The organism is Methanolapillus millepedarum, assembly GCF_032594115.1.
Lineage (GTDB): Archaea > Halobacteriota > Methanosarcinia > Methanosarcinales > Methanosarcinaceae > Methanolapillus > Methanolapillus millepedarum.
In genome coordinates this window covers 1,008,162-1,033,130 of the sequence record NZ_CP131060.1, presented here as the reverse complement: position 1 = coordinate 1,033,130, position 24,969 = coordinate 1,008,162, and the positions used below count along the sequence as shown (strand labels likewise).

Sequence of the window (24,969 nt, the reverse complement as noted above, 5' to 3'; positions counted from 1 at the left end):
TTGTAACGCATGCCGAGCTGGTGGAAAAAATAAATAATAAAAAACAAAAAAGGAAGGAAAGCAAGAAAAAAGGAAGGAAAGCAAGAAAAAAAGAAGGAAAGCAAGAAAAAAAGAAGGAAAGCAAGAAAAAAAAGAAAACAAGAAAAGAAAATAATTGAAAAATTACTTTCTTTTCACAAAAGCGATGTCGCCCAAAGTAGCGCCGCTGCTCTTATGGCTTTGGAACGTTTCGCCGGTTTCTTTAGATTCCATCAACCGAATGTTGAGCGCTTTTTCCAATTTTTGAATGACGGCTTCTTCCGGATGAATTTCTTTTCTTTCGATTTTCTTAATCAAAGGCGCTTTTTCTTTGATTTGAAGCGCCAACTCTTCCTGAGTCAAACCTTTGGCTTCGCGCGCTTTTTTGATGACGGCATCGTAATCTTCAACGATTTCATTATCCAAGCCGGCAAAATAGTTTTTGGCGGTTTTTCCGGCGCCGGCCGGAGTTTTAACATGTTTTGTCGGCGCGGCGGAACTGACGCGGGGCGCAATCGTTTGCTTTTTAACGACAACAACACCGAGTTTCGTACAATCCGGACAAACGTTAAACTCAGCGCCTTCGATTTTGATTGTGGTCGTCTCCCCTCTTATTTTTTTACCGCAAATTTCACATTCTTTTGTTTCCATGGAACTCATCACTGGTTTTTATTTTATTATTGGATTATCTTTAATTTTTTAATTTTATTCATTTCGGTATTTCATATTATATAAATGAATGGAAAGCGGGGAATGAAAAGGTTCATTTCTATTTCAATTTAATGATTTTGATTTCATTAAGATTTCACCGGAATTGTTATTCAAGTCTTTTCACGATTCATTAAATCTATTATTATAGGAGATATTATATATTAATTATTTTATTTATTGAACTGTTTTATTTATTGAATTGTTTTATTTATTGAATTGTTTTATTTATTGAATTATTTTATTTATTGAACTGTTTTATTTATTGAACTGTTTCATTTATTGAAATGTTTTATTTATCGAATTGTTTTATTTATTTGATTTGTTTGGTGAATCTGTTGAATTCAAATGTTAATGAGAAAGGCATATATATTTATCAAATTTATTTGGTGTACTTAAATTAAATTCAGTAATAAACATGAAAAACAGATCAAAAACAGTGACAAAGGAGAGATAAAAATGGCAGATATGGTCAATTCCAGGGATAAACCCATATATTCGGAATCCGGCAAAGCAAAGCCGTTGTCGGAAGATATCTCCGGTCAGGAAATTACCCGTCTTCAAAATGAACTCAAAAAGGCGGAAACTTTGCTGAAAAGAACAAAAACGATTTCAGCGCAGCGACTGGAAGAAGTCAAAATTTTAAAGGAAAATTTTGAGACCGAACGCCAGGTTTTTTTGAGTGAAATTGAAAAGAGTACGGCGTTTTCCCGTGAGGTTCAAGACGATTTCAAAAGGTTGGCCGAAGAAAGAGATGATTTGAAGCGGATGCTGGACCGTTCTCGAAAAGAAATCACGGCAGTCAAAGACATTTTAAGTGAGACACGCAATGATTTGTCAAAAGTGCGCGATGAAATTGTCAAAGCCGCCGAAGACAATACGCTCCTTCGCGAAAAGGTCCAACATTTGGAAACCGAAAAGAAGACGGCGGATTATGAACGTATTCACTTTGAGCGTGAAACCCGACGCCTGCGCGCTGAACTTGACCGCATGAAAACAACGCCGCTTCTCTTGGGAACGGTGGTCAAAATGATTGACAACGAAAACGTTGTTGTTCGAAGTTCCGCCGGCCCGCAGCTTGTGGTCAGCGCCCCTGTTGAAATGACGGAAAAGGAGCTGTCGCCCGGCGCGAATGTGGCGCTTAACCAGCAGACCTTTTCGATTGCAAAGATCCTTCCAATTCTGGAAGAGCCGGAAGTATCGGCTTTGGAACTTATCGAAGCGTCCGATGTGACTTATGAACAAATCGGCGGCTTAGCCGATCAATTGCGTGAAATTCGTGAAGTGGTGGAACTGCCGCTCATCAAACCGGAAATCTTTGAACGCATCGGTATTGAGCCGCCCAAAGGCGCCTTGCTTTACGGACCGCCGGGTACCGGAAAGACGATGATTGCAAAAGCGGTGGCCAACAAAACAAATGCCACGTTCATTCGTGTCGTCGGCTCCGAATTGGTTCAAAAATACATCGGTGACGGCGCCAAAATGGTTCATGAACTTTTCGAGATGGCTCAAAAGAAAGCCCCGTCGATTATTTTTATTGACGAAGTGGATTCCATCGCTTCCAAAAGATTGGATGATACCACCAGCGCCGACCGTGAAATTCACCGGACGCTCATGCAGCTTTTGGCCGAAATGGATGGATTCAGCCGCCGCACCAATGTGAAAATTATTGCCGCCACGAACCGGCTTGACATTTTGGATCCGGCTATTCTCCGTCCCGGCCGTTTTGACCGGATGGTTTACATTCCGCTTCCGGATGAAGCCGGCCGTGAAACGATTCTGAAAATCCACTCCGTAAAGATGAACTTGTCGTCGGAAATCAATTTTAAAGAGTTGGCGAAAATGACGGAAGGCACCAGCGGCGCCGACTTAAAAGCCATTGTCACGGAAGCCGGCATGTTTGCCGTCCGCGAAGAAAAGTTGTCGATTGAGAAAATTGATTTCATCAACGCCAAAGAAAAAGTGATGAGTTCCAAAAAGAAAGAAAATATGCTTCCGGTTCCGGAAAATATGTTCTTGTAAATAAGAAGTTGGAATTGAATCATCGGTTTTGCCGGTGATTCCTTTACTTTTCCTTTTTTTGTTTTTTTGTTTAATTTTTTTTATTTACCTTTTTTGCTTTTATTCTGGCAGCGCCGACGCGCGCGTTATGGCAACACATTTTCTTTTCGCGTCTTCAAAACTCGGGGTCGTGTTTCGTGTCTTTCAAAGCATTTCGTTCAGATGCGCTGATGTATCAAAAAACATATATTATACCATGGGAATATATAGTCTGGAATTAAATTTCTAAAAATCATTAAAAATGAAATAAAAAGTATTAATACCAATAATCTAATATTGTGATAAATTTTAAGTCAATTGTGATGATTTAAAAATAATAAACTCATTTCATTGATTCAATGATTCGAATTTTCAATGACTGATGCCCACTTTGTACCGGCCGAAATCGGTAGAAAATCAGTCCGCAATTTTGAAAAAATAAGAGGTTCACACATGAAATCCATCGTCGAAGAAGCACTCGCCCGTACCGCCAGAGAGGAACGCGACCCCCGCTACCAATCTTATAACAACACCAATCTTGCCGGAGAAGATGTTGATGAAGAACTCCGGGCCTTTTTGGAAGGCTTAAAGACCAACATTAAAGTGATCGGCTGCGGCGGCGGCGGCTCTAACAGTATTCAAAGAATGCTTGAGGAAGGTATTTCCGGCGCTGAACTTTACGCGGTGAACACCGACGCGCAGCACCTTTTAAAAATCGGAACCAACAAAAAAATCCTCATCGGAAAAAAGAAAACACGCGGCCTTGGCGCCGGCAGTTTGCCGCAAGTTGGCGAAGACGCGGCGGTTGAAAGCGTGGACGATATCCGAAGAGCGGTTGACGGCGCCGACATGGTTTTCATCACCACAGGACTTGGCGGCGGTACCGGTACCGGATCCGCACCGGTTGTCGCGGAAGCGGCCCGCGCGGCAGGCGCATTGACGATTGCGGTCGTCACGTTGCCGTTTGCGGTCGAAGGCCGTGTCAGAAGATCCAATGCCGAAGCCGGCCTTGAACGCCTTCGTGACGTTGCCGACACTGTGATCGTGATTCCGAATGACCGTTTGATTGAAATGGTTCCGAAACTTCCGCTCCAAGCGGCTTTTAAGGTTTGCGACGAAGTGCTCATGCGCGCCGTGAAAGGAATTACGGAATCCATCACAGAAGACGGACTCGTAAACGTTGACTTTGCCGATATCCGCACCATTATGCAAAACGGCGGCGTCGCGATGATTGGCCTTGGCGAATCTTCCGGCGAAAACAAAGCGGTCGAATCGATCCAAAAAGCGCTCAGAAGCCCGCTTCTCGATGTTGACATTTCCGACGCGACTTCCGCTCTCGTGAACGTGACCGGCGGTCCGGACATGACCATTGAGGAAGCGCAAACGGTTGTTCAAGAAGTGCACAACAGAATTGACCAAAACGCCCGCCTCATTTGGGGAGCCAGAATCGACCCGAAACTCGAAAACAAGATCAGAACAATGATTATCGTGACCGGCGTCAAATCCTCTCAAATTTACGGACAAGGCAGCGGCACGTCTATCGCCATGAAATATGGCATTGACTTTGTCGAATAAATTCAAAAACCGGAAAAAGGTCTTCTTTTTCCTTTTTTTGTTTTATCTTTTTTTGTTTCTGTTTCTTATTTCTTTTATTAAATTATTACATTTTTTAAATTTGTCTTCTTGGGCAGCTTTTGCTTTTTTCAACTCTTCATGCAAACCTTCCCGCAAAATCAAACGCCTTGCGTTTGTATTTTGCGGATTCCCATAAACAGATGCATTCAAATTGGTAATTTCCGGTGCTGAACTGCTCCAATCATTTACAGTTCTGGATTGCACCTACTGTTTACTTTTTGGATTGCATCTGCTGTTTACTTTTTGGATTGCATCTGCGTTTTTCAGTTCCGGATTGCATCGGCCATTTTGTACCCAATCCTATCGCATCGAAATCCGAGAAAATCAAACGCAAAGCGTTTGATTTTTCGGGTATGTTTGCTTGATTTTCAAAAAAGCGGTCGTCTGCTTGCTTGATTTTCAAAAAAACAGTCGTTTGTTTGCTTGATTTTCAAAAAAACAGTCGTCTGCTTGCTTGATTTTCAAAAAAACAGTCGTTTGTTTGCTTGATTTTCAAAAAATGGTCACGTGATTGACTCAAATCAAAAATGTGTCGCCATAACGCGCGCATGCCTGCCCGCCCGCACCCCGCATCTATCCTTTGTCGCAAAATACGGTAAGGTATATTTAGGAGAAACGTCTTTACACGCGAGTATCTTTTTTGCGTTTTTGCTCGGATACCTGTGAGGCTCGATTTCGTCTCGCGTTTTTCGGCGAATGAAAAGGATTTAATTATATATGATAAAGGCGTAACAGCCTTCATTATGGTGTTTAAAATAATTCGGATGTGAAAAATTGTCGGAAACAGGCAATAAAACAGATAAAATTAAGGAATCGATCAACAACATCGTTCCGACCATTCGTTCTTATTTCAGAATTTTGAAATTGGCAAAAAAACCCTCCCGAGAGGAGTTTCTAACCATCGCGAAGGTGGCCGCTGCCGGCATTTTAGCAATCGGTATTGTGGGCTTTATCTTCTATGTGTTAATGGATGTCTTCCCGCAGATGATTATATGAGTGAGTATGAAGGCAGCGACGACGTCAAAATCTTCATTGTGAAGACGACCGTCAATCAAGAAAAATCAGTGGCGAAATCCATGGCCCTCGTGGCCAAAAAAGAGCATTTGGATGTGCGCGCCATTTTGGCTCCCGAAGAGCTGAAAGGTTACGTTTTTGTTGAAACGCCGCGCTCCGATGTGATTGACAGTTTGATTCAAGCTGTTCCGCATGCCAAATCCATGCTCAAAAGCCATTCCTCAATCGGCGAAATCGAACACTTCCTCAAACCAAAGCCGATCTCCACCGGCATTACGGAAGGTTCCATCATCGAAATCACGTCGGGACCGTTCAAAGGCGAAAAAGCCAAAGTCAAAAGGATCGGTACCGGCCAGCATGACGAAATCACGGTGGAACTGTTTGACGCTGTCGTTCCGATTCCGATTACGATCCGCGGCGATACTGTCCGCGTGCTCAAAAAGGAAGAAGAGTAAGAAAGAGTCCGAAAAATTTGAAAGCAAAAATCCGTATACGTTGCGGATTTTTTGTGTTTTTCATCATTTTTCTAAAATCTGTTTCCGTAAAAGTTTTCCATGAATTCATTTCATGAGAAAAGTTTAAATCAAATAATCCGATTTATTAAGAACCCGAACTCCCGCATTTTTGACATTTGCGGAAATTCTTGATTATAAAATCTATCTTATTTATCTAATATTATCTATAAAAATGGTGATGAAATGGTAAGCACTGTTGAAGCCTTAGTCCCCGGAGGAAAAGCCACACCCGGACCGCCGCTTGGTCCGTCCCTTGGCCCTCTCGGAATCAACATTAAACAAGTGATCGAACAGATTAACGAGAAAACAAAAGATTACAACGGAATGCAAGTTCCGGTCAAAATCATTGTTGCTGACGACAAAAGCGTTCAAATCGAAGTTGGAACTCCGCCGACCGCATCGCTTCTTCTTCAAGAAGCCGGCGTTTTGAAAGGTTCCGGAAAACCGAACGCCGAAAAAGTCGGAAACATCACGGTTCAGCAGGCCGCAAAAATCGCCCGCATGAAGAAAGATACTCTTCTTTCCTACGACTTAAAAGCCGCCATCAAAGAAGTCACCGGAACCGGTGTCTCAGTCGGCGTCACCGTCGAAGGCATGGACGTCCGCGATTTCCAAAAGGCCGTTGATGCCGGAAAGTACGACGACGTTCTCAGCAAAGAAGACTGGTAAATTGATAATTCAAACAATTATCATTTATCACCAATTATTTATTCCCGCTCATAAAAGCAAACGGTAACCTTTTTGGTTGCCGATTGTTTTTATTATAAATTAACCGTAGAAAGCCAAATCGGCTGCGCTTAAAAATTGTAACGGGCAAAAATAAATTCATAATCAAGGTTTGCTTGATTTTGATTTTTGTTTTTGTTTGTTGTGAAATTGAGAAGACTACGGGGAGGCCTTAAAATGGCAGACGTATCAATTGTAGAAATCGTAAAAGAATTATTAGAGGAGTCGCCTCAACGGAATTTCATGGAGAGCGTCGACCTTGCGATAAATCTCAAAAACATCGATCTGAATCAACCGAAAAACAGAATCGATGAAGAGGTTGTTCTTCCGAATGGTCTTGGAAAAGACTTAAAGATCGGAGTTTTCGCAAAAGGTGACATCGGTCTTCAGGCAAAACAAGCTGGCGCCGCATATGTCTTTGATGACGCGGCCATTGAAATGATGAAAGGGGACAAATCCTATGCCAAAACCATCGCGGAAGAATGTGATTTCTTCATTGCGGAAACGCAATACATGCAGGTGATCGGTAAATCCCTCGGTACCATTCTTGGTCCTCGTGGTAAGATGCCGGTTCCGGTTCTTCCGGGAAAAAGTATCGCTGACATGATTCAAACCAAACAAAGCGCTGTTCGTGTCAGATCCAAAGACAAAATGACATTCCACGTCTCCATCGGTCAAAGAAACATGCCGCCGGAAAAGTTGGCGCAAAACATTGAAACGGTGATTGCGAGAGTCGAGCGTACCTTAGTGAAAGGAAAGCACAACATCCGCTCCGTTTATGTGACCACGACGATGGGAACTTCCAAGAAGGTGGTCTGATGACAGAATCACGTGGTGCGGAAAAGATCCCGCAATGGAAGATGGATGAAGTCAACAACGTCAAAGACTTAATCAAATCTTACAAAATTTTCGGTGTTGTCAGCTTTGAAGGTATCATGGCTGATCAAATTCAGAAAATGAGACGTGATTTAAAGGGAACGGCTGTTCTTAAGGTCTTGCGAAACACGTTAAACACCAAAGCTTTAAGCGAAAGCGGCGATGATGTTTCCGAAATGACGCAATACATCGAAGGTCAGTCTGCTTTAATTTTCACAAATGACAACCCGTTCAAATTATACAAGAATTTATCCAAGACCAAAACCCCGTCACCGATTAAAGCCGGCGCGATTGCACCTGCCGACATCACCGTGACGAAAGGTCCGACCGGTTTTCCGCCGGGTCCTCTCTTGGGCGAATTCCAGTCTGCCGGAATTCCGACTGCGGTCGAAGCCGGAAAGATTGCCATCAAGGAAACGAAAGTTGTCTGTAAGGCCGGCGAAAAAGTATCGCCGAAATTGGCCACCGCGCTTGCAAAACTCGAAATTTATCCGCTTGAAGTCGGATTGAATTTGAGAGCCGTTTTTGAAAACGGAACAATTTATTTGCCGAGCGTTCTTGCCGTTGACGAAGACAAGATCTTTGCCGACATCGTGGCCGCTGTCCAGCAAGCCAACAACTTATCGGTTAACGCCGCTATTCCGACCAAAGACACAATCGTTGCCATTCTCCAAAAGGCACACAGAGAAGCAATCAACGTTGGCGTTGAAGCTGTTATTCTCGAAGAAGATGTTGTCGAATTGCTCATCGGAAAAGCAAACGTTCAAATGGTTTCCGTCGCCAAAATCGTGGCTGCCAAAGATGCAAACGCGGTTGACGACGAATTGAAAAACCTTTAAACGAAAAATGAAAAATTATAAATTAAAATTAAATCAATAAACCAAAAATACAAGGTGAATTCAAATGGAATACATTTACTCAGCACTTTTAATCTACAAAAGCGGAAAAGAAATCACAGAAGAATCAGTCACAGCTGTCCTTAAAGCAGCAGGAAACGATGCTGACGCATCCCGCGTGAAAGCTCTCGTCTCCGCTCTTGAAGGAATCGACATCGAAGAAGCCATCTCCAAAGCCGCCTTCGCAGCCGCCGCCGCACCGGCCGCCGCCGCACCGGCCGCTGCCGCTCCGGCCGCTGCCGCCGCACCGGTTGTGGAAGAAGAAGACCACTCCGAAGAAGAAGGTATGGCCGGCCTCGGCGCTCTCTTCGGTTAATTCGGTTGAATTTTCTGAATTCTGAAATTCTTAAAAAATCAAAGTCCTGTAGGATTTTCCTGCAGGACTTTTTTTTTGGACTTTCCATATTTGTAACTGAACCTGTTGGTATGCGGCGTAGCCGCTATTCGCGAAGCGAATTTTAGTGGTTTTTTCATTTTTTGAAAAATTCCGAAGCGTAGCGGAGGAATTTTTGAAGGCATGGCCGGCCTCGGCGCTCTCTTCGGTTAATTCGGTTGAATTTTCTGAATTCTGAAATTCTTAAAAAATCAAAGTCCTGTAGGATTTTCCTGCAGGACTTTTTTTTTGGACTTTTTTTGGACTTTCCATATTTGTAACTGAACCTGTTGGTATGCGGCGTAGCCGCTATTCGCGAAGCGAATTTTAGTGGTTTTTTCATTTTTTGAAAAATTCCGAAGCGTAGCGGAGGAATTTTTGAAGGCATGGCCGGCCTCGGCGCTCTCTTCGGTTAATTCGGTTGAATTTTCCGAATTCTGAAATTCTTAAAAAATCAAAGTCCTGTAGGATTTTCCTGCAGGACTTTTTTTTGGTTTTTTGGCGCGTCGGCGCGCGCGTTATAGCGACACATTTTTTACAGTTTGTCAAAAACTGACGGTTGGTTTTTGAATTTTGACTCTTTTAACAAACTATTTGAATCATCAAACGCTTTTTTCTGTGTGTCCAAATTCGATCCTGTTTTTATGGCCAAAAATGCTTGGCAAATGAAAATCAAACGCAAACCGACGATTTTATCGCATTCGATTAATTCAGATTGCAATCTACGCTGTGTGTTTTGCGACGAGTGGAAGAAAAAATTATCATCCGACTTAATCTCGGATTCCTCCTCCAAAAAGTCTGATGTTTCTTTGGAAGACATTTTTAAAATCATTGATCTTGCCCGCGATTTCGGAATTTTGTCTTACAACGCCTGGTCAACCGAACCGCTTCTTCGGAAAGATTTACCGGAAATTATGGCGTATGCGAAATCTGCCGGCATGAAGACGTTTATGATCACTAACGGCCTTTTGCTTAAGAAAAGGATGAATGATTTGTCGGATGTCGATTATATTTCAGTTTCAATGGACGGGCCGACGGCAACGCGTGAAATCCGAGGCGCCGATTATGATAAAATTATGGACGGCATCCGGTTTGCCGCAGAAAGCGGACAACTCAACAACCCGCTTTTGATGAATTGCGTTATCAGCTCCAAGAATCTGGATGAAGTGGTTGATTTGCTTCATTCGGCAAAAGACTTGGGCGTCAAGATGGCGGTAGAACCGGTTTATCTTTTTAAGCGAATGAATGAAACGCAATGGGACGATTTGATGATTCAGGACGATCAGCAGGAACAATTCATTAGCGTGATGAATCAACTGATTGATTTGAAGAAAAAAGGCTATCCGATTATTAATTCTAAAACTTATTTGAAAATGGTGCGGGACCAAAAGCCGATTTCCAATTGCAAAGTTAACTTAAGCCTTCTGGCGATTGACCATTCGGCAAACGTGTATAATTGCCGCATTCACAATCAACCGCTTGGAAATATTTTATCCGAATCCGTTTTTGATGAAAACGGCAACATTCAAGTGAATGGAATCACGCAGGTTTGGAACAAAAGCAAAAGCGAGCGGATGAACTTAATTCATGATTGTGCCGGCTGCCAGTTTTTCGGATATTCGGAACTGACGCTCATGAATAATTACAATCTGGAATCATTTTACGGATACGAGTGGCTTTAAAGTTTAAGTTTGTCAGCGGGTTTTAACAATACAGTTGCTTACTTGTTCCGATTTGCAGCTGCTGCCGCCCCACAATACAGTTGCTTCTTTGCTCAGTTTGCAGCATCCGTTTTCCAAAAGCGTATTCCTTCTGTTCATCATTCCTGTTTTTTGCGGTATCCGAGAAATTCGAACGCGAAACGCGTTCGAATTTTCGGGATGGCTTGCATTTTTAAGATCAGATCAGTCGTCAGATTATTTATTCTGAAACAAGCCGGCCACGGTTTTTTAATTTTGTCTCCAAAAATGGTCGCTATAACGCGCGCGCCGCCGCCCGCCGCAAAAAATCAGAGTAGGAATTTTTAAATACCACCGTTTCCGATACATTCCTTATTCTCACACCTGAATATAATTAAAATATAAAAATTGAGGAATTTAAAATGATTCTCCCGCCGACCATGTATGATGCGATTTACGATTATGATGACGCCGAATACGTTATTTTCGGTGTTCCGTTTGATAACACATCCTCTTTTCGAACCGGAAGCCGCTGGGCGCCGGACACCATTCGAAAAATGGCGTTTAATTTCGAAACGTACAATCCGAAATATAACCTCAACATGACCGACATTTTGGTTCACGACGCCGGAAACTCCGAAGTTTCAGTCAATTCCGACGAAACGCTGCAATGGGTCTACGAAGACGTTAAAAAAATCGTGGACGACGGTAAGTTCCCGATTATGCTTGGCGGCGAACACACCATGACGTACGCGCCCGTCAAAGCCTGTTATGAAGCCTGCGAGGACAAAGATGATTTTGCCGTTGTCGTTTTGGATGCCCACTTCGACCTCCGGACTGAATTCCGCGGGCTTAAAAACAATCACGCTTGCGTGTCCCGCCACATCATTGACGACATCACCACGAAGTATGTTTCCATCGGAATCCGAAGCGGTCCGCAGGAAGAATGGGAATACGCACGAGACACCGGATTAAAATTCTTCTCCGCCGACGACGTTTTTGAAATGGGCATTCAAAATGTGATTGATGAAACACTTGAATATTTGGACAGTAAGCACATTTATTTGTCCTTGGACATGGACGCGCTTGATCCCTCTTTTTGCCCGGGACTCGGAACACCGGAACCGTTCGGGATGACCGACCGTGAAGTCCGTGAAGTTTTGCGCCAAATCGCGCCGTATACGGTTGGGTTTGACGTCATGGAAATTGCGCCCGAATACGACAACGGTATGTCGGCCAACATTGCCGCAAAACTCATGCGCGAGTTTATTTTCGCCCGGGAAGCGTCCAAAAACAAGAAGTGTTAAATATCATTTTTCTTTAAAAGTCAAAAATCCGTTAAAAAAACAAAATGCAAACGCATTTTGTTCTTTTAAAATAAATCGGTTTGATTCATTTTCACTTTTTATTTTATTTTTATATTTACTTTAATTTATTCAGCTTTTTCTTTCTTGCTCTTTTTGCCGGCCTTTTCGGTTTTGCCGCTTTTGCACATGCCGCAGCAGCATCCGCCGTCCATGTGGTGTTTCAACAAAGCAAACGCCGCAATACCGGCCATAATTAAAATTGCAAGTTTAAGGATTTTCTTCATTTTATCATTCCTGTGATTTTTTGAAAAACAAAACGTTTATTTTGTTTTCCGGATTTAAACGAATAAAATTAGTCTCGAATTATATATAAATTTAATCATATATTTATACAGCTCTATTCTACGTATAATAAATGAAAAAGAAATCAGTTCTTTTTCATCATTTCAATGATCTTATCCGCCACTTCACTGAGTTTTTTGTCGCCGCCCAAATCATATGTCACATATCCTTCGGAAACGGCTTTTTCGGCAGCGGCAAAAATCTTTTTGGATTGTTCCTTCTCCCCCAAGTAATCCAGCATCCAGGCGCCGGCCAAAATCGTTGCGTAGGGATTTACTTTGTCCATGCCGGCGTATTTCGGAGCCGAGCCGTGCGCCGGTTCAAACATTGCGTAGTCGTCGCCGATGTTGGCGGAATAAATCATGCCGATGCTTCCGACCAACGCCGAGCATTCTTCGCTGATAACATCCATGAACAAATTCGTGGACAAAAGAACGGTTTTGTCAAACACCTGCGGGTTTTTAATCAGCTGCATCGCCACGTTATCAATGTGATATTCCCAAACTTCGATGTCAGGATAATCTTTCGCGACTTCTTCGACAACGGCGAGGAATGTGCCGCACGTCTTTTTCAAGATGTTACTTTTGTGAATCGGGACAACCGCTTTGTAACCGCGGCGGCGGGCTTCTTCAAAAGCGTAAACGGCAATTTTTCGAGACGCGCTTTTGGTAATTTTTCGGATGGCGATGACCATGTCGTCGGAGAGCTCAATTTCTTCGCCGATGTAAAGCCCTTCCGTTCCTTCCCGGACGCAAACATGTTCGACTTTTCCGAGGGGTCCCACGGCACCTTCGACGGATTTGATCGGACGGACGTTCGCATAAAGGTTAAACGCTTTTCGGATGGACACGGCAACGCTTCTTGGGGAGCCGATTCCGCCCGGCGTTGTGGTCGGACCTTTAAAACAGGCGTCCGCCGATTTTAAAATATCCCACGTCTCGGGCGGCACCAATGAGTTTCCGCCGTTTGCTTTCCACCACGTTTCGCCGGCGTCGCACATTTTAAATTCGACTTTTGTTCCGGCCGCTTTTAACACTTTCATCATGGCGTCCACAAGTTCGGGTCCGACGCCGTCTCCACGGATGACGGCAACAGTTTTTGTCATTTTTTCACCTTTATTATAGTTGATTTTACGATATTTACTGGTTTACTGATTTACGGTTTATTATTCGTTTTTTATTGAAACGGATGGATGGAAAAAACCTTATTCATTAATAAATTCATTGTTTGAGCGGTAAATTGTCCGGTTCGGTCCCATCGGCGTTTTGTGAAACACGTCATTTATGTTCATTTTCATAGAAACGGTTAAATGCTTATGTGACATTCTGTGCATTCCTTCATTTTATCAGCTGATTTTCATTTCAAAATCCGGTATCTTTCAAATTTTTAATTTTCATCTTAGAAGTGATTTCACATGCAATTTTGTCCGAAATGTAAGAGTATGATGTTTCCCGTCAACGGAGAATACAAGTGTAAAAAGTGCGGCTGCACGTCCGAAATGGATCAATGTTCCAACACATCTTTTAAATCCGAAATCAAAGAACGTGAAGTTGTTGTTTTGGAAGGCGACATTCAAGAAGGTTTGCCGACAACGGATGTGATGTGCCCGGAATGTAAAAACCGGACAGCTTACTGGTGGCTGCGCCAGCTCAGGTCCGCTGACGAATCTGAAACCCGGTTTTTCAAGTGTACCAAATGCGCTTACACCTGGCGTGAATACGATTAATCTTGTTTGCTAAGCTTGGTTTACATAATTTTGGAGGAATTCAAATGGAAGAAAAATATTGTCAAAGCTGCGGCATGCCGATGGGAAAGACGGATGAATTGTACGGAACCGAAAAAAGCGGCAGCAAAAGCAAAGATTACTGCCTGTATTGCTACGAAAGCGGTCAGTTTACCGCAAACGTTTCCATGGATGAAATGATTGAAATTTGCGTTCCGCACATGGCAAACGCCGATTCGGGAATGACGGCAGAAGAAGCCCGAAAAATGATGCAGCAGTTCTTCCCCATGTTGAAACGTTGGCAATAATGCTCATTAACTTCTTTTTTTATTTACTTTATTTATCTTTATTTTTGCCGGCACGGCGACGCGCGCGTTATGGCATTCGGTTTTGAAGGGTTTTTCAAAGAAAGCGGGATCATTTAAGAGAATCGAATAAAATAAATCCGTATTTTTCGTTTTTCATATCCTTTTTAAACCTTTTCATTTGTTTGGAATATTAAATATTATATATTTGGACCCTTTTATACCATTAGAATTTTCACGAAAACGATTTTATTTTAGGTTGTTCTTTCATATCTATCTTTTATTTTACATGAAAAGAGTGATTCATATGTTCAAAGCTTCTATTGATATTGATCTCCTTCGGGATTCGATTGCCGCGCTTTCTGTCATCGTTGACGAAGTTCGCTTAAAAATCACACCGGCCGGCCTCTCCGTTAAAGCGGTCGATGCGGCCAATGTTGCCATGGTTATTTTTGATTTAAAAGCCTCCGCTTTTGACAGTTTCAGTGCTGACGATACCGAAATCGGTCTTGATTTGGTCAAACTCAACGACATTTTGGGTATCGTGGAAAAGAAAACGCTCGTCGATATGGAGCTTGAACCGACCGCTCAAAAACTTCATCTCAACTTCGGCGGTCTTTCTTACACGTTATCGCTTCTTGACCCGTCCACCATCCGTTCCGAACCCCGCGTTCCGCAGCTGGACCTTCCGGCCCGCGTCGTTTTAAACGGACAAGATCTCAAACGCGCCGTGAAAGCTGCCGAAAAAATCAGTGACCACATGACGCTCGGCGTTTCCGGAAACATCTTTTTCATGGAAGCGAAAGGCGACACCGACCAAGTGCGCCTTGAAATGGATTCTAACCAATTGATTGACCTCAAATCGGGCGAAGCCAACTCTTTATTCTCGTTAGACTATTTGTTGGACATCATCAAACCCGCCGGAAAAGCCAACGAAGTATCGCTTTCCATTGGATGCGATTTCCCGATTTTGATTCAATTTGATATTGCGCCGGCTGTCTGCCATGTGATGTTCTTACTTGCGCCGAGAATTGAATCCGATTAAATGGTCAATCCGATAATTAAAAAGATGAAGTGTAAAGAAAAATAAAGAATAGAAGTTGTTTTTCTTCTTCTCTTTTTCCTTTTTTTAAAAAAGTATTTTTTATTGATTTCTTTGATCTGCAGAAATGTGCGGCCCGTCTGTCTGTTTATTTGAAAATTCCCAATTGAACCAGATATGAATTAACGTCCGAGAAATAGTAAATCACGGAAACGGAAATGACCGTCGCTATAAAGGTGAGTACCATAAAGGCGGAAACAGAAAAAGACCATCGGTAGAATTTAATCACGTAATATTTTTCTTTGTAAACGCGTCCGGTTGCCCGCTCTACATATGTTCCGATGATGGTTGAAACAATCGTACTGATGAAAAACGTGCTGATCAAACCGCCGGCAAGCGCGTAAATGGAACGGAATCCGGAAAAATAATAGGCCAGGTATTGCAAAACAGCCATTCCAATAATGAATAAGGCGACTTTGATTTGCATGGATTTATAAGGTTTCACAAAAGCAGTAAAGGTTTTTTTGTATAAATATTCAACCAAATTTTATTTGTCATTTTCTTTTGTTTCTCTTATATTTCATCGGTTAAATATTTGATAAAATTTCACGATCAATTGTTATATTTTTGAATGACGTTTTCAAAAAACCGAATCTATTTTCCTTCCTTTTTTGGCAAAATTGAAAAATTTCAAGAAAAATCAATCCAATTTGTTTTTTATACCATTCATTTTTCTTTTTCATTTTCCTTGCTTTTTGTGTTTTTTAAAAATAGATCATTTCTTTTGGTTTTCAGTAATTTTTCCGTCTCTTGATTTACATTTGGAATTGAATATCTTGTTTGGCACGAAATAACGGGGTCAATTATAATCTTGTAACATTTTCTGAAACTTATTGATGGATGATTTATTTTTCTCGAAGACGAAAGTAAAAAACGGTTATGCTATATATTTTTCATACCTTATGACTGCCCGTACAAGTATTTTCTTGGAAGTTTTTTATTGTACAAGGGGGGGTGCAAAGTTGTTTTTGCATCTAAAAAACCGCTCCATTTCGTTCAAATGAATAATCCTGATAATTGCTCAATATTATTCAATTCATGAATCTAATATATTGAATTCAATTATGTGGAAAAACGGGAATTATTCATCCAAAAACTACAATATTTACGGAGGTAAATAAATGGACAAACAACAAGTTTTAAAAGAATTGTCAGACGCCATGGTCACCTGTAAAAAAGACAACATCATGGCCGCAGTCGACAAAGCAAAAGCAGCCGGCATGCCGAGTGAAGAAATTATTGACGGTCTTGCCGCCGGTATGACCGCTGTCGGTGACCAATTTGAACGCGGAAAATTATTCCTTCCGCACGTGATGATGGCCGCAACCGCTATGCAAGCCGCTGTTGACTCTCTCAACCTTGGCAGTAAAGGCGGCGCTGTCGCTGTCAAGAAAGTTATCATCAACGGAACGGTCGAAGGAGACGTTCACGACATCGGAAAATCCATCGTGTCCACCATGCTCCAATCCTCCGGCTTTGAAGTCCACGACCTCGGCCGCGACGTCCCGATCCAAAAATTCATTGACGCTGTTAAAGAATACAACGCAGACATGGTCGGCTTGTCCGCTCTGATGACCACCACTTTAAACGGTCAGAAAGATGTTATTGAACTCCTCAAGGCCAACGGCCTCAGAGACAAAGTGAAAGTCATGGTCGGCGGCGCGCCCGCAACCACAGCCTGGGCCAAAAAAATCGGTGCCGACTGCTATGCGGAAAACGCCAGCGAAGCCGTTGTCCAAGCAAAAAAACTCTTACTCTAAGGTGATTTCAAATGGCAACAGAATATGCATTAAGAATGGGTGACGGCAGCAGAGTCTTCATGACCAAAGACAAAATCAAAGAAGACATCCTCGCCGGTGCCGGAAATGCGGTTGATTACGGAGGCGTTCCGGACCTTTCCGCCAACGAAGTTGAAAAATTAATTGAAATTATTACCATGCCGGGAAAAGCCGTCAGTGTTGAATACGGTATGGAAGTTCCGGTGACACACGACATCGGTACCATCCGCCTCGACGGTGACCAGGGCAACAGCGGTGTCGGTATTCCGTCCAGCCGCTTGGTTGGTATCTTGACCCACGAACGCGCCTTTGGTGCCGACACGATGGAACTCGGACACATCGACTACAGTTACAAGCCGGTGAAGCCGATTGTTTCCCAAGAATGCCAAACCATGGAAATGTGCCAGGCCAACACCACCATTCCGCTCTTCTACGGCGCTATGCCGAACATGGGTCTTTACTACACCCCGGACGGACCGTTCGAAAACCCGGGAGACTTAATGAAAGCTTTCAAAATCGAAGAAGCCTTCGCCTCCATCGAACACTCCGCAGAACACCTTTCCCGCGACATTGTCTGGATTATGCAAAAACTCTGGGCCAGCGGTGCAGACGGTGTCAACTTGGACACCACCGCAGCAGCCGGCGACGGCGACGCTTTCGGTACCCTCAACGCGGTTAAAGCTCTTCGCCAGCAATTCCCGGACATGTACATCGAAGTCGGAATGGCCGGAGAAAGCATCATCGGTATGCACGGCATGCTTGAATTCGAAGGACACGTCCTTGCCGGCCTTTGGCCCCAGCAACAGGCGCCGATCGTCGAAAAAGCAGGCGCCAGCGTCTTTGGTCCTGTCGTGAACACCAACACCAGCAGAACCTTCCCGTGGAACCTCGCCCGCTCCGTGACCTTCATCAAAGAAGCCGCCAAGGTTTCCAAGATTCCGGTCCACGTCGACATGGGTATGGGTGTCGGCGGTATCCCGATGCTTGAAACCCCGCCGATTGACGCGGTCACCCGCGCCAGCAAAGCAATGGTCGAAATGGCCGGCGTTGACGGTATATAGATCGGTGTCGGTGACCCGCTCGGTATGCCGATTGCCCACATCATGGCCTCCGGTATGACCGGTATCCGCGCCGGCGGCGACCTGGTTGCCCGTATGGAATTCTCCAAGAAGATGAAAATCAAACAAGCCAAGGAATACGTCGCCAAGAAAGTCGGCGTCGACCCGTACGACTTGTCTGACGAATACGCCATGAGAGAAGTTCGTGAAGAACTCGGTATCGGTGTCGTTACCTCCATGCCGGGAACCCCGAAAGGAACCGCAGCCAAGATGAACATCGAGAAAGTTCTCGACATCAAGATCAACAGCTGCAACTTCTTCAGAAACCAACTCAAGAAGTAATTTGAAAAGCAATTCGAAAACTCGTTTTCGAACTCCTTAAAAATCATGTTTGGCAGCCGTTTGAATTTTTCCAAACGGCTCCGAATTTGACCGCCGTTTAATGTTTTGTTCTTTCTTTCATTAATCGGTAAAAAACGGATATATCTCCTTAAAAAATGGTTCCTGAATTTGTTTTGTGATTGACGGCAGACGTCTGATTTTTCAGCAATGCGGTCGCGGTGAAAGTTTTGCCCCAATGAATTCATGAACACGCCAAAAACGATTTTCAATTCCATAAACATATTTAATTTTATAAATTAAAGAGGTTTTAAACGATGTCAAAATGCAACGCATTCGCTGCAACCAAAGCACTCAATGGTGTCGAGTTTGAACTCTTCACCCCGGATGAATTAAAAGCCATTCATGAAGCGACAATGGACGTTTTGAGCGACCCGGGTATCCAGGTATCCAACGCTGACGCAAGAAACGCCTTCAAAGAAGCCGGCTGTCTTGTTGACGAAGCAACAAAAATCGTCAGAATCCCGGAATTCGTTGTCCGAAGAGCACTCCAAACCGCACCGTCCCGGTTCACTCTCTGGGCCAGAAACAAGAAATACAACACTGTCCAGGAATGCGGCGGTAAAGTCCACTGGACCTGTTTCGGTACCGGCGTTAAAATGTGCAACTATGTCGCTCCGGGAAAATACGAAACCGTTGACTCTGTTGAGCAAGACATTGCCAACATCGCCAAGCTTTGCGACTGGGCCGAAAACATCGACTACTTCTCCTTGCCGGTTTCTGCGAGAGACTGGGCCGGAAAAGGCGCGCAAGACGTTCACGAAGTCTTCACCCCGCTCACATCCACCGAGAAACACTACCATGACATTGACCCGGTCGGCGAAAACGTCGAAGAATACTGGGAAATTATTAAAGCTTACTACGGCGGCAACGAAGAAGAAGCCCGCAAAAAGCCGATCATGTCTATGTTGGTTTGTCCGACCAGCCCGCTTGAACTCAGCAACAACGCCTGTCAAGTCATTATGAAAGGTGCCCGCTACAATATGCCGGTCAACGTTCTCAGTATGGCCATGTCCGGCGGATCCGCGCCGGTTTACCTCGCGGGAACCCTTGTAACCCACAACGCCGAAGTTCTTTCCGGAATTGTTTTGGCCCAAATCGCCAACCCGGGCGCACCTGTTTTCTACGGCAGTTCCACCACCACGTTTGACTTGAAGAAAGGAACCGCACCGGTCGGCTCTCCTGAACTCGGTTTGATCAGTGCCGGCGTGTCCAAACTCGCCAAATTCTACGGCCTTCCCGCCTTCGTCGCCGGAGCATAGACCGACACCAAAATTCCGGACCAACAGGCCGGCCACGAGAAAACCATCACCACGCTCTTTGCGGCCCTCGCCGGTGCCAACAGCATCTACGGTGCCGGTATGCTTGAACTCGGTATGACTTTCTCCATGGAACAGCTCATCATTGACAACGACATCATCCAAATGGTCAAGAAAGCCTTGGAAGGCATTCCGGTTTCCGAAGAAACGCTTGGTGTCGACCAAATCAAGAAAGTCGGTATCGGTAACAACTTCTTGGCGCTTAAAAAGACCCGGGAACTTGTGGACCTCCCGTCTTCCCCGAAACTCATCGACAGAATGATGTTCGGTGACTGGGCGACCGCCGGCTCCAAAGACATTGCTACCCGCGCGCACGATGTTTATGTTGATGTCATGAAGAACCACGAAGTTCCGGCTGTTGACAAAGACATTTACGCGGCGATGAAAGCAATTGTCGACAAAGCAGACAAAGCATTCAAGATCTGATTCTGATTTTTCAGATCTTTATTTTTAATTTTAAAATTGAGTCCGCTTAATTTTATTTTTAAAAAGGATTTGAAATCTCAAAATCGACGACGGATTATATTCTCTAAATTTATCTATTATCTCAGAGGTTTTAAATATGGCAAACAAAGATGAAATTATTGCAAAAGCAAGAGAATCCATTATGGAATTCGACAGTGAAATGGCAGAAGAAGCAGCAGAAGAAGCAATCAAAGCCGGTATCAACCCGACTGAAATGATTGAAAACGGCTACACCGCCGCCATGAACGATGTCGGAAAGCAATTTGAACAAGGAAAACTTTTCCTCCCCCACGTGTTGGCCGCTTCCGAAGCCATGAACGCCGGCATTAAAGTGTTAAAACCGGCCATGGAGAAAGCCAAGGCTCAAACCAAGAGCCACGGAAAAGTCGTTATCGGTACCATCGAAGGCGACATCCACTCCATCGGTAAAGACATCGTTGCGTCCATGCTCGGTATTGCCGGTTTTGACGTGATCGACCTTGGCCGTGACGTCCCGATCGCCCAATTCGTGGCCAGCGTGAAAGAACACAAGCCGGTCGTTGTCGCATCTTCTGCTCTCATGACCACCACCATGGTCAACCAAATCCAAATTGAAGAGCAACTCAAAGAAGCGGGCCTTCGCAGCAATGTGAAAACCATGATTGGCGGTGCTCCGTGCACACAAGACTGGGCAAACAAAATCGGTGCCAACATCTACGGTGAAAGCGCCTCCGACGCGGTTTCAAAAGTGAAAGCCGCCGCCGGTATTTAAGCCAAGTCTATTTTTTACCTTCCGTCGGTAAAGGAAGCATTTGCTTCCTTTGCCGTTTTCTCCAACTTTTTTTATTGTTGCCGCTGCCATTTTAGTTATTGATGTTGTTCTTTTTTCTATCGTCTCCTTATCTGTTTATTTATTCATTGAATTGTAATTTCTGAAATCAGGGGATTTTTATGTCGTATTGTTTAGGAATTGATACCGGTGGAACTTATACGGACGCCGTTATTGTTGATACGGAAAATCAGATTGTTTTGGTGTCTCAAAAATCATTGACGACGTACCCGAATCCGATCGGCGGCATTTCAAAGGTTTTGGATTCTTTGCCGCCGGCTCTCTTGAATCAAGTGTCATCCATTGCCGTTTCAACAACACTTTCAACAAATACTGTTCTTGAAAACACAGGTGACTCTGCCGCTTTAATTTTGATCGGCGATGAAAAGTATTTAAAACCGGACGATTCGGTTTTTCCCTCTCAAATTAAAAATTATATTGTTGCCGGGGGCGGTCATGATGGAAACGGCGACCCGTTGGCTCCGCTTGATATTGCCGCCATTGAACAATTTGTTCTTTCCGTCAAAGATAAGGTTTCAGCCTTTGCGGTTTCCTCTTATTTCAGTGTCCGAAATCCCGCGCATGAACTGGCGGCCAAAGAACTCATTTCAAAGTTGACGCTTACAGATGGTTTTTCACATCCGGTGGTTTGCGGGCATGAATTGGCGCAATCGCTTGGAGCGTATGAGCGTGGAGTGACCGCCTATTTGAACGCGATGTTGCTTCCGGTGACGCGCCGGTTTGCGGAAGCGGTTCTTTCTGAAATGAAACGGCGAAATATTTCGGCGGATGTTAAAATTTTGAAATGCAACGGGTCTGTTGTCAGCATTACGGAAGCCATGGAAAAGCCGGTTGAGTCCATCTTTTCAGGTCCGACGGCCAGTCTCCTCGGCGCTTCGTTTTTATCAAAGCGTGACACATGCCTCATGATTGACGTCGGCGGTACCAGCACGGATATTTCCATGATGGAGGAAGGTTTTCCCGACATTTCAGAATCCGGGGCAACCGTGGGCGGCTGGAAAACAAAGGTGCGGGCCGTTCGGATGGAAACGTCGGCGCTTGGCGGCGACAGCCAGGTTTGGCTTCACTCTCCTTCTGTTTCCGATTTCAGTTTGGAAAAAATAAAATTGGGTCCCCGCCGGATTATTCCGCTTTGCCGCGCGGCGGTTCTGTTTCCGGAAATTCTGCCCATTCTTTCCGATCGCGTTTTCGTTGATAAATTCCGGCTCAATGAATATGTTCAGCCGATTCGCTTTTTCATTCGAAGCGGCGCTGACGTTTCGCTCACGCCCGATGAAAAAAAGGTTTATGACAAAATCGGTGACCGCCCGACGTCGCTTCATGATATTTTATGGGGCATGACTTATTTGCCGCTTGAAATCTTGTCATCGCTGGTTCAAAAGAAAGCGGTTTATATGATCGGTTTTACGCCGACGGACGTTTTGCACGTTCTGGGCGATTACACGGAATTTAATGCGGAGGCGTCCGCCATCGGCGCCAATGTTTTATCATCCTTTTTGAACATGGACCCGATTGAGTTTTGCTGCCACGTCAAAAAGCTGTTTGCCCGAAAAATGGCGCTTGAAATTGTTTATTTCCTCACGGAAAAAGGACTCTCGGAACAGACTGTTTCAGATTGGTCTTCGTCCGGTTTGCCGCCGTCGGATTCCCGTGATTTTATCCGATCGTTTTTGTCTTTCAAAAAACCGTATGCGAAATTTCAAATCAATATTCCGGTTGTTATGATTGGCGGCCCCGTCAAGGCGTTTGTTTCGGAACTTTCCGAACTCATCAACGCCGAAATTTTGACGCCGGATTTTTTTGATGTCGGAAACGCGGTCGGATCGTTGGTTGGCAAAGTTTCAAAACGGGTCGAGTTATCCGTTCGAACGGTTCAAACGGAATCTAAATACGATTTGAGAAGCAAAGGCGTTTTGGTTCATTATCCGGGAGGACGCCGCGCGTTTGATCTTCGGGACGACGCCGTCGCGTTTGCGAAAGCGACCGGCCGGGCTTTGATTGAAGAGTACATGCGGTCGGAAAACATTCCGCTTGAACGGGTCGAGTTTAAGTCTCGGGAAGAAGATGTTTTCATCAGCAAGGGGTCGGTTCCGGTTCAGACGACATTTATTTTTGAAGGATACGCGAAGAATTCGTTGTAAATCTTATGAATTTTAGATGCGGATTCATATTTCATTGAACGCCTCTTCATTTTTATTTTTTCTGGTTGCGGCAGCCGCCGCGCGCGTTGTGCAACACATTTCTTTGGTATTCAGAAAATGCAGGGATTGTTTTTTGAATCATTTTCCATTAGTTTTTCTTTTTTCATCGCTATCTTTTTAATTTTGATTTCCCTCTTCTTTTCAAATGGCAAAGAAAGAACTTTTCAGAAACGATTATTTTTTTTCCGATAAAGGAGAAATGGTCTGTTTAACGGAGGCGGCGCCCGGCAAGTACGGAACCTATCCGAAGGACCGCCCGATTCGGGAATATATTGAAAAGGGCGTGGTTGTCATTAATAAGCCGTCCGGTCCGACCAGCCACGAAGTGGCGGCGTTTGTGCGCGACATCTTAGAGGCCAATGTTGCCGGCCATTCCGGGTCCTTGGATCCGGTCGTGACCGGAACGCAACCGGTGATGATCGGGAAGGCAACGCGGGCAGTTGCTGCGCTTCGTTTGTCCGGAAAAGAATACATTTGCCTCATGAAACTTCACCGCGGTGTTCCGAAGAAAAGAATTGAATCGGTGCTTTCCGAATTTGTCGGCGGGGTTTATCAAATGCCGCCTGTCCGCTCGGCGGTCAAGCGTGCCGTCCGCGTCCGGCAAATCTATTATATTGAGCCGCTTGAAATCACGGATACGCTCGTTCTCATGAAAGTCGGCTGCGAAGCGGGAACTTATATCCGAAAGTTATGTCACGATATCGGAATGGCTCTTGGCGTCGGCGCGCACATGCAGGAATTGATTCGTTCTAAAGCCGGCCCGTTTACGGATTCGGAATGGGTGTCACTTTGGGAACTCAAAGATGCGTATTTCGACTGGAAAGAATCCGGTGACGAATCGGAGCTTCGGCGCGTGATTTTGCCGATGGAGTCCGCCTTTTCACATCTTCCGAAAATCGTTGTCCGAGACACGGCGGTTGACGCGCTTTGTTCGGGGGCGTTTTTGGCGCGCGCGGGAATTGTCAGTTACGAGACAAGCCTTCAAAAAGGAGAAATGGCTGCTGTTTTCTCTCAAAAAGGAGAAATTATATCGCTTTCCGTCGCACTCATGTCGCCGGATGAAATTCAAAATTCGAAAAACGGGTTTGTCGCAAAGCCGAAAGCGGTTTTAATGGAAAAAGGAACCTATCCATCCTGCTGGAAACACAAAAATCCGGCAGACGAATCATAATTTTATGTTCAGATGTTATTGTAATTCAGATGTATTATGTCGGTATGTTTTCATTTTTTATTCTTTTATATCTTATTTTTATTCAAAATGATCAAAAAACAGCTTGCTTAAAACAAAGAATCGCTTTCTTGAGAATAAAGAATATATACAATAAATCTATTTTATAACTCCTGCTTCGTGCCGAGGTAGTCTAGTGGTAGGGCGCAAGCCTGGAAAGCTTGTGGGGCGTAGCCCCTCGGGAGTTCAAGTCTCCCTCTCGGCGTTTTATTTATTTTCTTTTATTTATTTTTCAGTTTTTATGACTTTTCTCCATTCTTGATTTCTCATTTGAAATGGTTTAATTTGAATAAAATGAATGCAATTTTGCTTTCAAGTATTTATTCCATTATTTAATCCATTATTTAATCCATTTTTTCACTACAATCTTTTTACGAATTTACCACCTTTACGAATTTACCACCTTTACGAATTTACCACTTTACGAATTTAC

The 24,969-nt window shown here is 44.1% G+C and carries 24 protein-coding genes, 1 tRNA gene and 3 pseudogenes; 21 read left to right on the top strand and 7 right to left on the bottom strand.

Annotated elements, in window-relative coordinates; genetic code table 11:
* Positions 1 to 20: 20 nt before the first annotated feature.
* A complete protein-coding gene (locus MsAc7_RS04915) occupies positions 21 to 158 on the top strand; it encodes a hypothetical protein (RefSeq protein ID WP_338101814.1) in 138 nt (45 codons plus the stop codon).
* A gap of 4 nt (positions 159 to 162) precedes the next feature.
* Here the strand turns inward: MsAc7_RS04915 and MsAc7_RS04910 are convergent, their stop codons facing one another.
* A complete protein-coding gene (locus MsAc7_RS04910; RefSeq protein ID WP_338101813.1) occupies positions 163 to 669 on the bottom strand; it encodes a multiprotein bridging factor aMBF1 in 507 nt (168 codons plus the stop codon).
* 516 nt (positions 670 to 1,185) lie between these two features.
* Between MsAc7_RS04910 and MsAc7_RS04905 the strand changes: the two genes are divergently transcribed.
* Both MsAc7_RS04905 and ftsZ read left to right on the top strand, forming a co-directional pair.
* Positions 1,186 to 2,748, top strand: coding sequence for a proteasome-activating nucleotidase (locus MsAc7_RS04905; protein WP_338101812.1), 1,563 nt, complete (start codon positions 1,186 to 1,188; stop codon positions 2,746 to 2,748).
* 471 nt (positions 2,749 to 3,219) lie between these two features.
* Complete coding sequence (gene ftsZ / locus MsAc7_RS04900; protein ID WP_338101811.1) at positions 3,220 to 4,341, top strand: cell division protein FtsZ; 1,122 nt, start codon at positions 3,220 to 3,222, stop codon at positions 4,339 to 4,341.
* A gap of 42 nt (positions 4,342 to 4,383) precedes the next feature.
* Here ftsZ and MsAc7_RS04895 read toward each other — a convergent pair whose 3' ends face one another.
* Together MsAc7_RS04895 and MsAc7_RS04890 are read right to left on the bottom strand one after the other, a co-directional pair.
* On the bottom strand, positions 4,384 to 4,605 hold the full coding sequence (locus tag MsAc7_RS04895) for a hypothetical protein (protein ID WP_338101810.1): 222 nt from the start codon (positions 4,603 to 4,605) through the stop codon (positions 4,384 to 4,386).
* A 7-nt stretch (positions 4,606 to 4,612) separates the two neighbouring features.
* Positions 4,613 to 4,804 carry a hypothetical protein gene (locus MsAc7_RS04890; protein WP_338101809.1) on the bottom strand — a complete coding sequence of 64 codons (192 nt, stop codon included), beginning with the start codon at positions 4,802 to 4,804 and terminating at the stop codon, positions 4,613 to 4,615.
* 401 nt (positions 4,805 to 5,205) lie between these two features.
* On the opposite strand from MsAc7_RS04890, the gene MsAc7_RS04885 reads away from it, so the two are divergent.
* The 7 genes and pseudogenes from MsAc7_RS04885 (at position 5,206) to MsAc7_RS04855 (ending at position 10,483) form a co-directional block, all read left to right on the top strand.
* A complete protein-coding gene (locus MsAc7_RS04885; RefSeq protein ID WP_338103467.1) occupies positions 5,206 to 5,397 on the top strand; it encodes a protein translocase SEC61 complex subunit gamma in 192 nt (63 codons plus the stop codon).
* Positions 5,394 to 5,870 (top strand): transcription elongation factor Spt5, encoded by a 477-nt coding sequence (locus MsAc7_RS04880; RefSeq protein ID WP_338101808.1) that lies wholly within the window; start codon positions 5,394 to 5,396, stop codon positions 5,868 to 5,870. Before MsAc7_RS04885 ends, MsAc7_RS04880 begins: the two co-directional genes overlap by 4 nt.
* 243 nt (positions 5,871 to 6,113) lie before the next feature.
* Positions 6,114 to 6,599 carry a 50S ribosomal protein L11 gene (locus MsAc7_RS04875; RefSeq protein WP_338101807.1) on the top strand — a complete coding sequence of 162 codons (486 nt, stop codon included), beginning with the start codon at positions 6,114 to 6,116 and terminating at the stop codon, positions 6,597 to 6,599.
* Positions 6,600 to 6,833: 234 nt separating this feature from the next.
* Entirely contained in the window at positions 6,834 to 7,475 is a 642-nt protein-coding gene (locus tag MsAc7_RS04870) for a 50S ribosomal protein L1 (protein WP_338101806.1), read from the top strand.
* A pseudogene (locus tag MsAc7_RS04865) lies at positions 7,472 to 8,368 on the top strand (50S ribosomal protein L10); the annotation flags it as partial. The gene MsAc7_RS04870 and the pseudogene MsAc7_RS04865, both read left to right, overlap by 4 nt.
* A gap of 67 nt (positions 8,369 to 8,435) precedes the next feature.
* The gene (rpl12p, locus tag MsAc7_RS04860) at positions 8,436 to 8,744 is read left to right on the top strand and encodes a 50S ribosomal protein P1 (RefSeq protein ID WP_338101805.1); all 309 of its coding nucleotides are present in this window, start codon (positions 8,436 to 8,438) and stop codon (positions 8,742 to 8,744) included.
* Between the two features lie 701 nt (positions 8,745 to 9,445).
* Positions 9,446 to 10,483: a radical SAM protein gene (locus MsAc7_RS04855; RefSeq protein ID WP_338101804.1), complete on the top strand. Its 1,038-nt coding sequence runs from the start codon at positions 9,446 to 9,448 to the stop codon at positions 10,481 to 10,483.
* A gap of 12 nt (positions 10,484 to 10,495) precedes the next feature.
* On the opposite strand, the gene MsAc7_RS04850 is transcribed toward MsAc7_RS04855, so the two are convergent.
* Entirely contained in the window at positions 10,496 to 10,624 is a 129-nt protein-coding gene (locus tag MsAc7_RS04850) for a hypothetical protein (RefSeq protein WP_338101803.1), read from the bottom strand.
* A gap of 278 nt (positions 10,625 to 10,902) precedes the next feature.
* Between MsAc7_RS04850 and speB the strand changes: the two genes are divergently transcribed.
* Positions 10,903 to 11,787, top strand: a complete 885-nt coding sequence (gene speB, locus MsAc7_RS04845; protein ID WP_338101802.1) for an agmatinase — start codon at positions 10,903 to 10,905, stop codon at positions 11,785 to 11,787.
* A 125-nt stretch (positions 11,788 to 11,912) separates the two neighbouring features.
* On the opposite strand, the gene MsAc7_RS04840 is transcribed toward speB, so the two are convergent.
* Entirely contained in the window at positions 11,913 to 12,071 is a 159-nt protein-coding gene (locus MsAc7_RS04840; protein WP_338101801.1) for a hypothetical protein, read from the bottom strand.
* A 143-nt stretch (positions 12,072 to 12,214) separates the two neighbouring features.
* On the bottom strand, positions 12,215 to 13,234 hold the full coding sequence (locus MsAc7_RS04835; RefSeq protein WP_338101800.1) for an isocitrate/isopropylmalate dehydrogenase family protein: 1,020 nt from the start codon (positions 13,232 to 13,234) through the stop codon (positions 12,215 to 12,217).
* 309 nt (positions 13,235 to 13,543) lie between these two features.
* Between MsAc7_RS04835 and MsAc7_RS04830 the strand changes: the two genes are divergently transcribed.
* The 3 genes from MsAc7_RS04830 (at position 13,544) to MsAc7_RS04820 (ending at position 15,202) form a co-directional block, all read left to right on the top strand.
* Complete coding sequence (locus MsAc7_RS04830; RefSeq protein WP_338101799.1) at positions 13,544 to 13,855, top strand: transcription factor S; 312 nt, start codon at positions 13,544 to 13,546, stop codon at positions 13,853 to 13,855.
* Between the two features lie 44 nt (positions 13,856 to 13,899).
* Positions 13,900 to 14,160 carry a zinc ribbon domain-containing protein gene (locus MsAc7_RS04825; protein ID WP_338101798.1) on the top strand — a complete coding sequence of 87 codons (261 nt, stop codon included), beginning with the start codon at positions 13,900 to 13,902 and terminating at the stop codon, positions 14,158 to 14,160.
* A gap of 304 nt (positions 14,161 to 14,464) precedes the next feature.
* On the top strand, positions 14,465 to 15,202 hold the full coding sequence (locus MsAc7_RS04820) for a DNA polymerase sliding clamp (RefSeq protein ID WP_338101797.1): 738 nt from the start codon (positions 14,465 to 14,467) through the stop codon (positions 15,200 to 15,202).
* A gap of 145 nt (positions 15,203 to 15,347) precedes the next feature.
* Here MsAc7_RS04820 and MsAc7_RS04815 read toward each other — a convergent pair whose 3' ends face one another.
* Complete coding sequence (locus tag MsAc7_RS04815; RefSeq protein WP_338101796.1) at positions 15,348 to 15,686, bottom strand: hypothetical protein; 339 nt, start codon at positions 15,684 to 15,686, stop codon at positions 15,348 to 15,350.
* Positions 15,687 to 16,380: 694 nt separating this feature from the next.
* On the opposite strand from MsAc7_RS04815, the gene MsAc7_RS04810 reads away from it, so the two are divergent.
* The 7 genes and pseudogenes from MsAc7_RS04810 (at position 16,381) to MsAc7_RS04780 (ending at position 24,741) form a co-directional block, all read left to right on the top strand.
* Positions 16,381 to 17,019: a methyltransferase cognate corrinoid protein gene (locus MsAc7_RS04810; RefSeq protein WP_338101795.1), complete on the top strand. Its 639-nt coding sequence runs from the start codon at positions 16,381 to 16,383 to the stop codon at positions 17,017 to 17,019.
* Positions 17,020 to 17,030: 11 nt separating this feature from the next.
* Positions 17,031 to 18,437, top strand: a pseudogene (gene mtbB / locus MsAc7_RS04805) ([dimethylamine--corrinoid protein] Co-methyltransferase).
* 314 nt (positions 18,438 to 18,751) lie between these two features.
* A pseudogene (gene mttB / locus MsAc7_RS04800) lies at positions 18,752 to 20,239 on the top strand ([trimethylamine--corrinoid protein] Co-methyltransferase).
* Positions 20,240 to 20,375: 136 nt separating this feature from the next.
* Positions 20,376 to 21,029: a methyltransferase cognate corrinoid protein gene (locus MsAc7_RS04795; protein WP_338101794.1), complete on the top strand. Its 654-nt coding sequence runs from the start codon at positions 20,376 to 20,378 to the stop codon at positions 21,027 to 21,029.
* A 179-nt stretch (positions 21,030 to 21,208) separates the two neighbouring features.
* Positions 21,209 to 23,248 carry a hydantoinase/oxoprolinase N-terminal domain-containing protein gene (locus tag MsAc7_RS04790; protein WP_338101793.1) on the top strand — a complete coding sequence of 680 codons (2,040 nt, stop codon included), beginning with the start codon at positions 21,209 to 21,211 and terminating at the stop codon, positions 23,246 to 23,248.
* Between the two features lie 259 nt (positions 23,249 to 23,507).
* On the top strand, positions 23,508 to 24,479 hold the full coding sequence (locus tag MsAc7_RS04785) for an RNA-guided pseudouridylation complex pseudouridine synthase subunit Cbf5 (protein ID WP_338101792.1): 972 nt from the start codon (positions 23,508 to 23,510) through the stop codon (positions 24,477 to 24,479).
* Positions 24,480 to 24,658: 179 nt separating this feature from the next.
* A tRNA-Ser gene (locus MsAc7_RS04780) sits at positions 24,659 to 24,741 on the top strand.
* Positions 24,742 to 24,969: the final 228 nt, after the last annotated feature.

Bases quoted from the DNA above. Each gene is read 5' to 3' on its own strand.
- MsAc7_RS04910 (WP_338101813.1), bottom strand. From the start codon at position 669: ATGGAAACAAAAGAATGTGAAATTTGCGGTAAAAAAATAAGAGGGGAG.
- MsAc7_RS04905 (WP_338101812.1), top strand. From the start codon at position 1,186: ATGGCAGATATGGTCAATTCCAGGGATAAACCCATATATTCGGAATCC.
- ftsZ (WP_338101811.1), top strand. From the start codon at position 3,220: ATGAAATCCATCGTCGAAGAAGCACTCGCCCGTACCGCCAGAGAGGAA.
- MsAc7_RS04880 (WP_338101808.1), top strand. From the start codon at position 5,394: ATGAGTGAGTATGAAGGCAGCGACGACGTCAAAATCTTCATTGTGAAG.
- MsAc7_RS04875 (WP_338101807.1), top strand. From the start codon at position 6,114: ATGGTAAGCACTGTTGAAGCCTTAGTCCCCGGAGGAAAAGCCACACCC.
- MsAc7_RS04870 (WP_338101806.1), top strand. From the start codon at position 6,834: ATGGCAGACGTATCAATTGTAGAAATCGTAAAAGAATTATTAGAGGAG.
- rpl12p (WP_338101805.1), top strand. From the start codon at position 8,436: ATGGAATACATTTACTCAGCACTTTTAATCTACAAAAGCGGAAAAGAA.
- MsAc7_RS04855 (WP_338101804.1), top strand. From the start codon at position 9,446: ATGGCCAAAAATGCTTGGCAAATGAAAATCAAACGCAAACCGACGATT.
- MsAc7_RS04850 (WP_338101803.1), bottom strand. From the start codon at position 10,624: ATGATGAACAGAAGGAATACGCTTTTGGAAAACGGATGCTGCAAACTG.
- speB (WP_338101802.1), top strand. From the start codon at position 10,903: ATGATTCTCCCGCCGACCATGTATGATGCGATTTACGATTATGATGAC.
- MsAc7_RS04840 (WP_338101801.1), bottom strand. From the start codon at position 12,071: ATGAAGAAAATCCTTAAACTTGCAATTTTAATTATGGCCGGTATTGCG.
- MsAc7_RS04835 (WP_338101800.1), bottom strand. From the start codon at position 13,234: ATGACAAAAACTGTTGCCGTCATCCGTGGAGACGGCGTCGGACCCGAA.
- MsAc7_RS04830 (WP_338101799.1), top strand. From the start codon at position 13,544: ATGCAATTTTGTCCGAAATGTAAGAGTATGATGTTTCCCGTCAACGGA.
- MsAc7_RS04825 (WP_338101798.1), top strand. From the start codon at position 13,900: ATGGAAGAAAAATATTGTCAAAGCTGCGGCATGCCGATGGGAAAGACG.
- MsAc7_RS04820 (WP_338101797.1), top strand. From the start codon at position 14,465: ATGTTCAAAGCTTCTATTGATATTGATCTCCTTCGGGATTCGATTGCC.
- MsAc7_RS04815 (WP_338101796.1), bottom strand. From the start codon at position 15,686: ATGCAAATCAAAGTCGCCTTATTCATTATTGGAATGGCTGTTTTGCAA.
- MsAc7_RS04810 (WP_338101795.1), top strand. From the start codon at position 16,381: ATGGACAAACAACAAGTTTTAAAAGAATTGTCAGACGCCATGGTCACC.
- MsAc7_RS04795 (WP_338101794.1), top strand. From the start codon at position 20,376: ATGGCAAACAAAGATGAAATTATTGCAAAAGCAAGAGAATCCATTATG.
- MsAc7_RS04790 (WP_338101793.1), top strand. From the start codon at position 21,209: ATGTCGTATTGTTTAGGAATTGATACCGGTGGAACTTATACGGACGCC.
- MsAc7_RS04785 (WP_338101792.1), top strand. From the start codon at position 23,508: ATGGTCTGTTTAACGGAGGCGGCGCCCGGCAAGTACGGAACCTATCCG.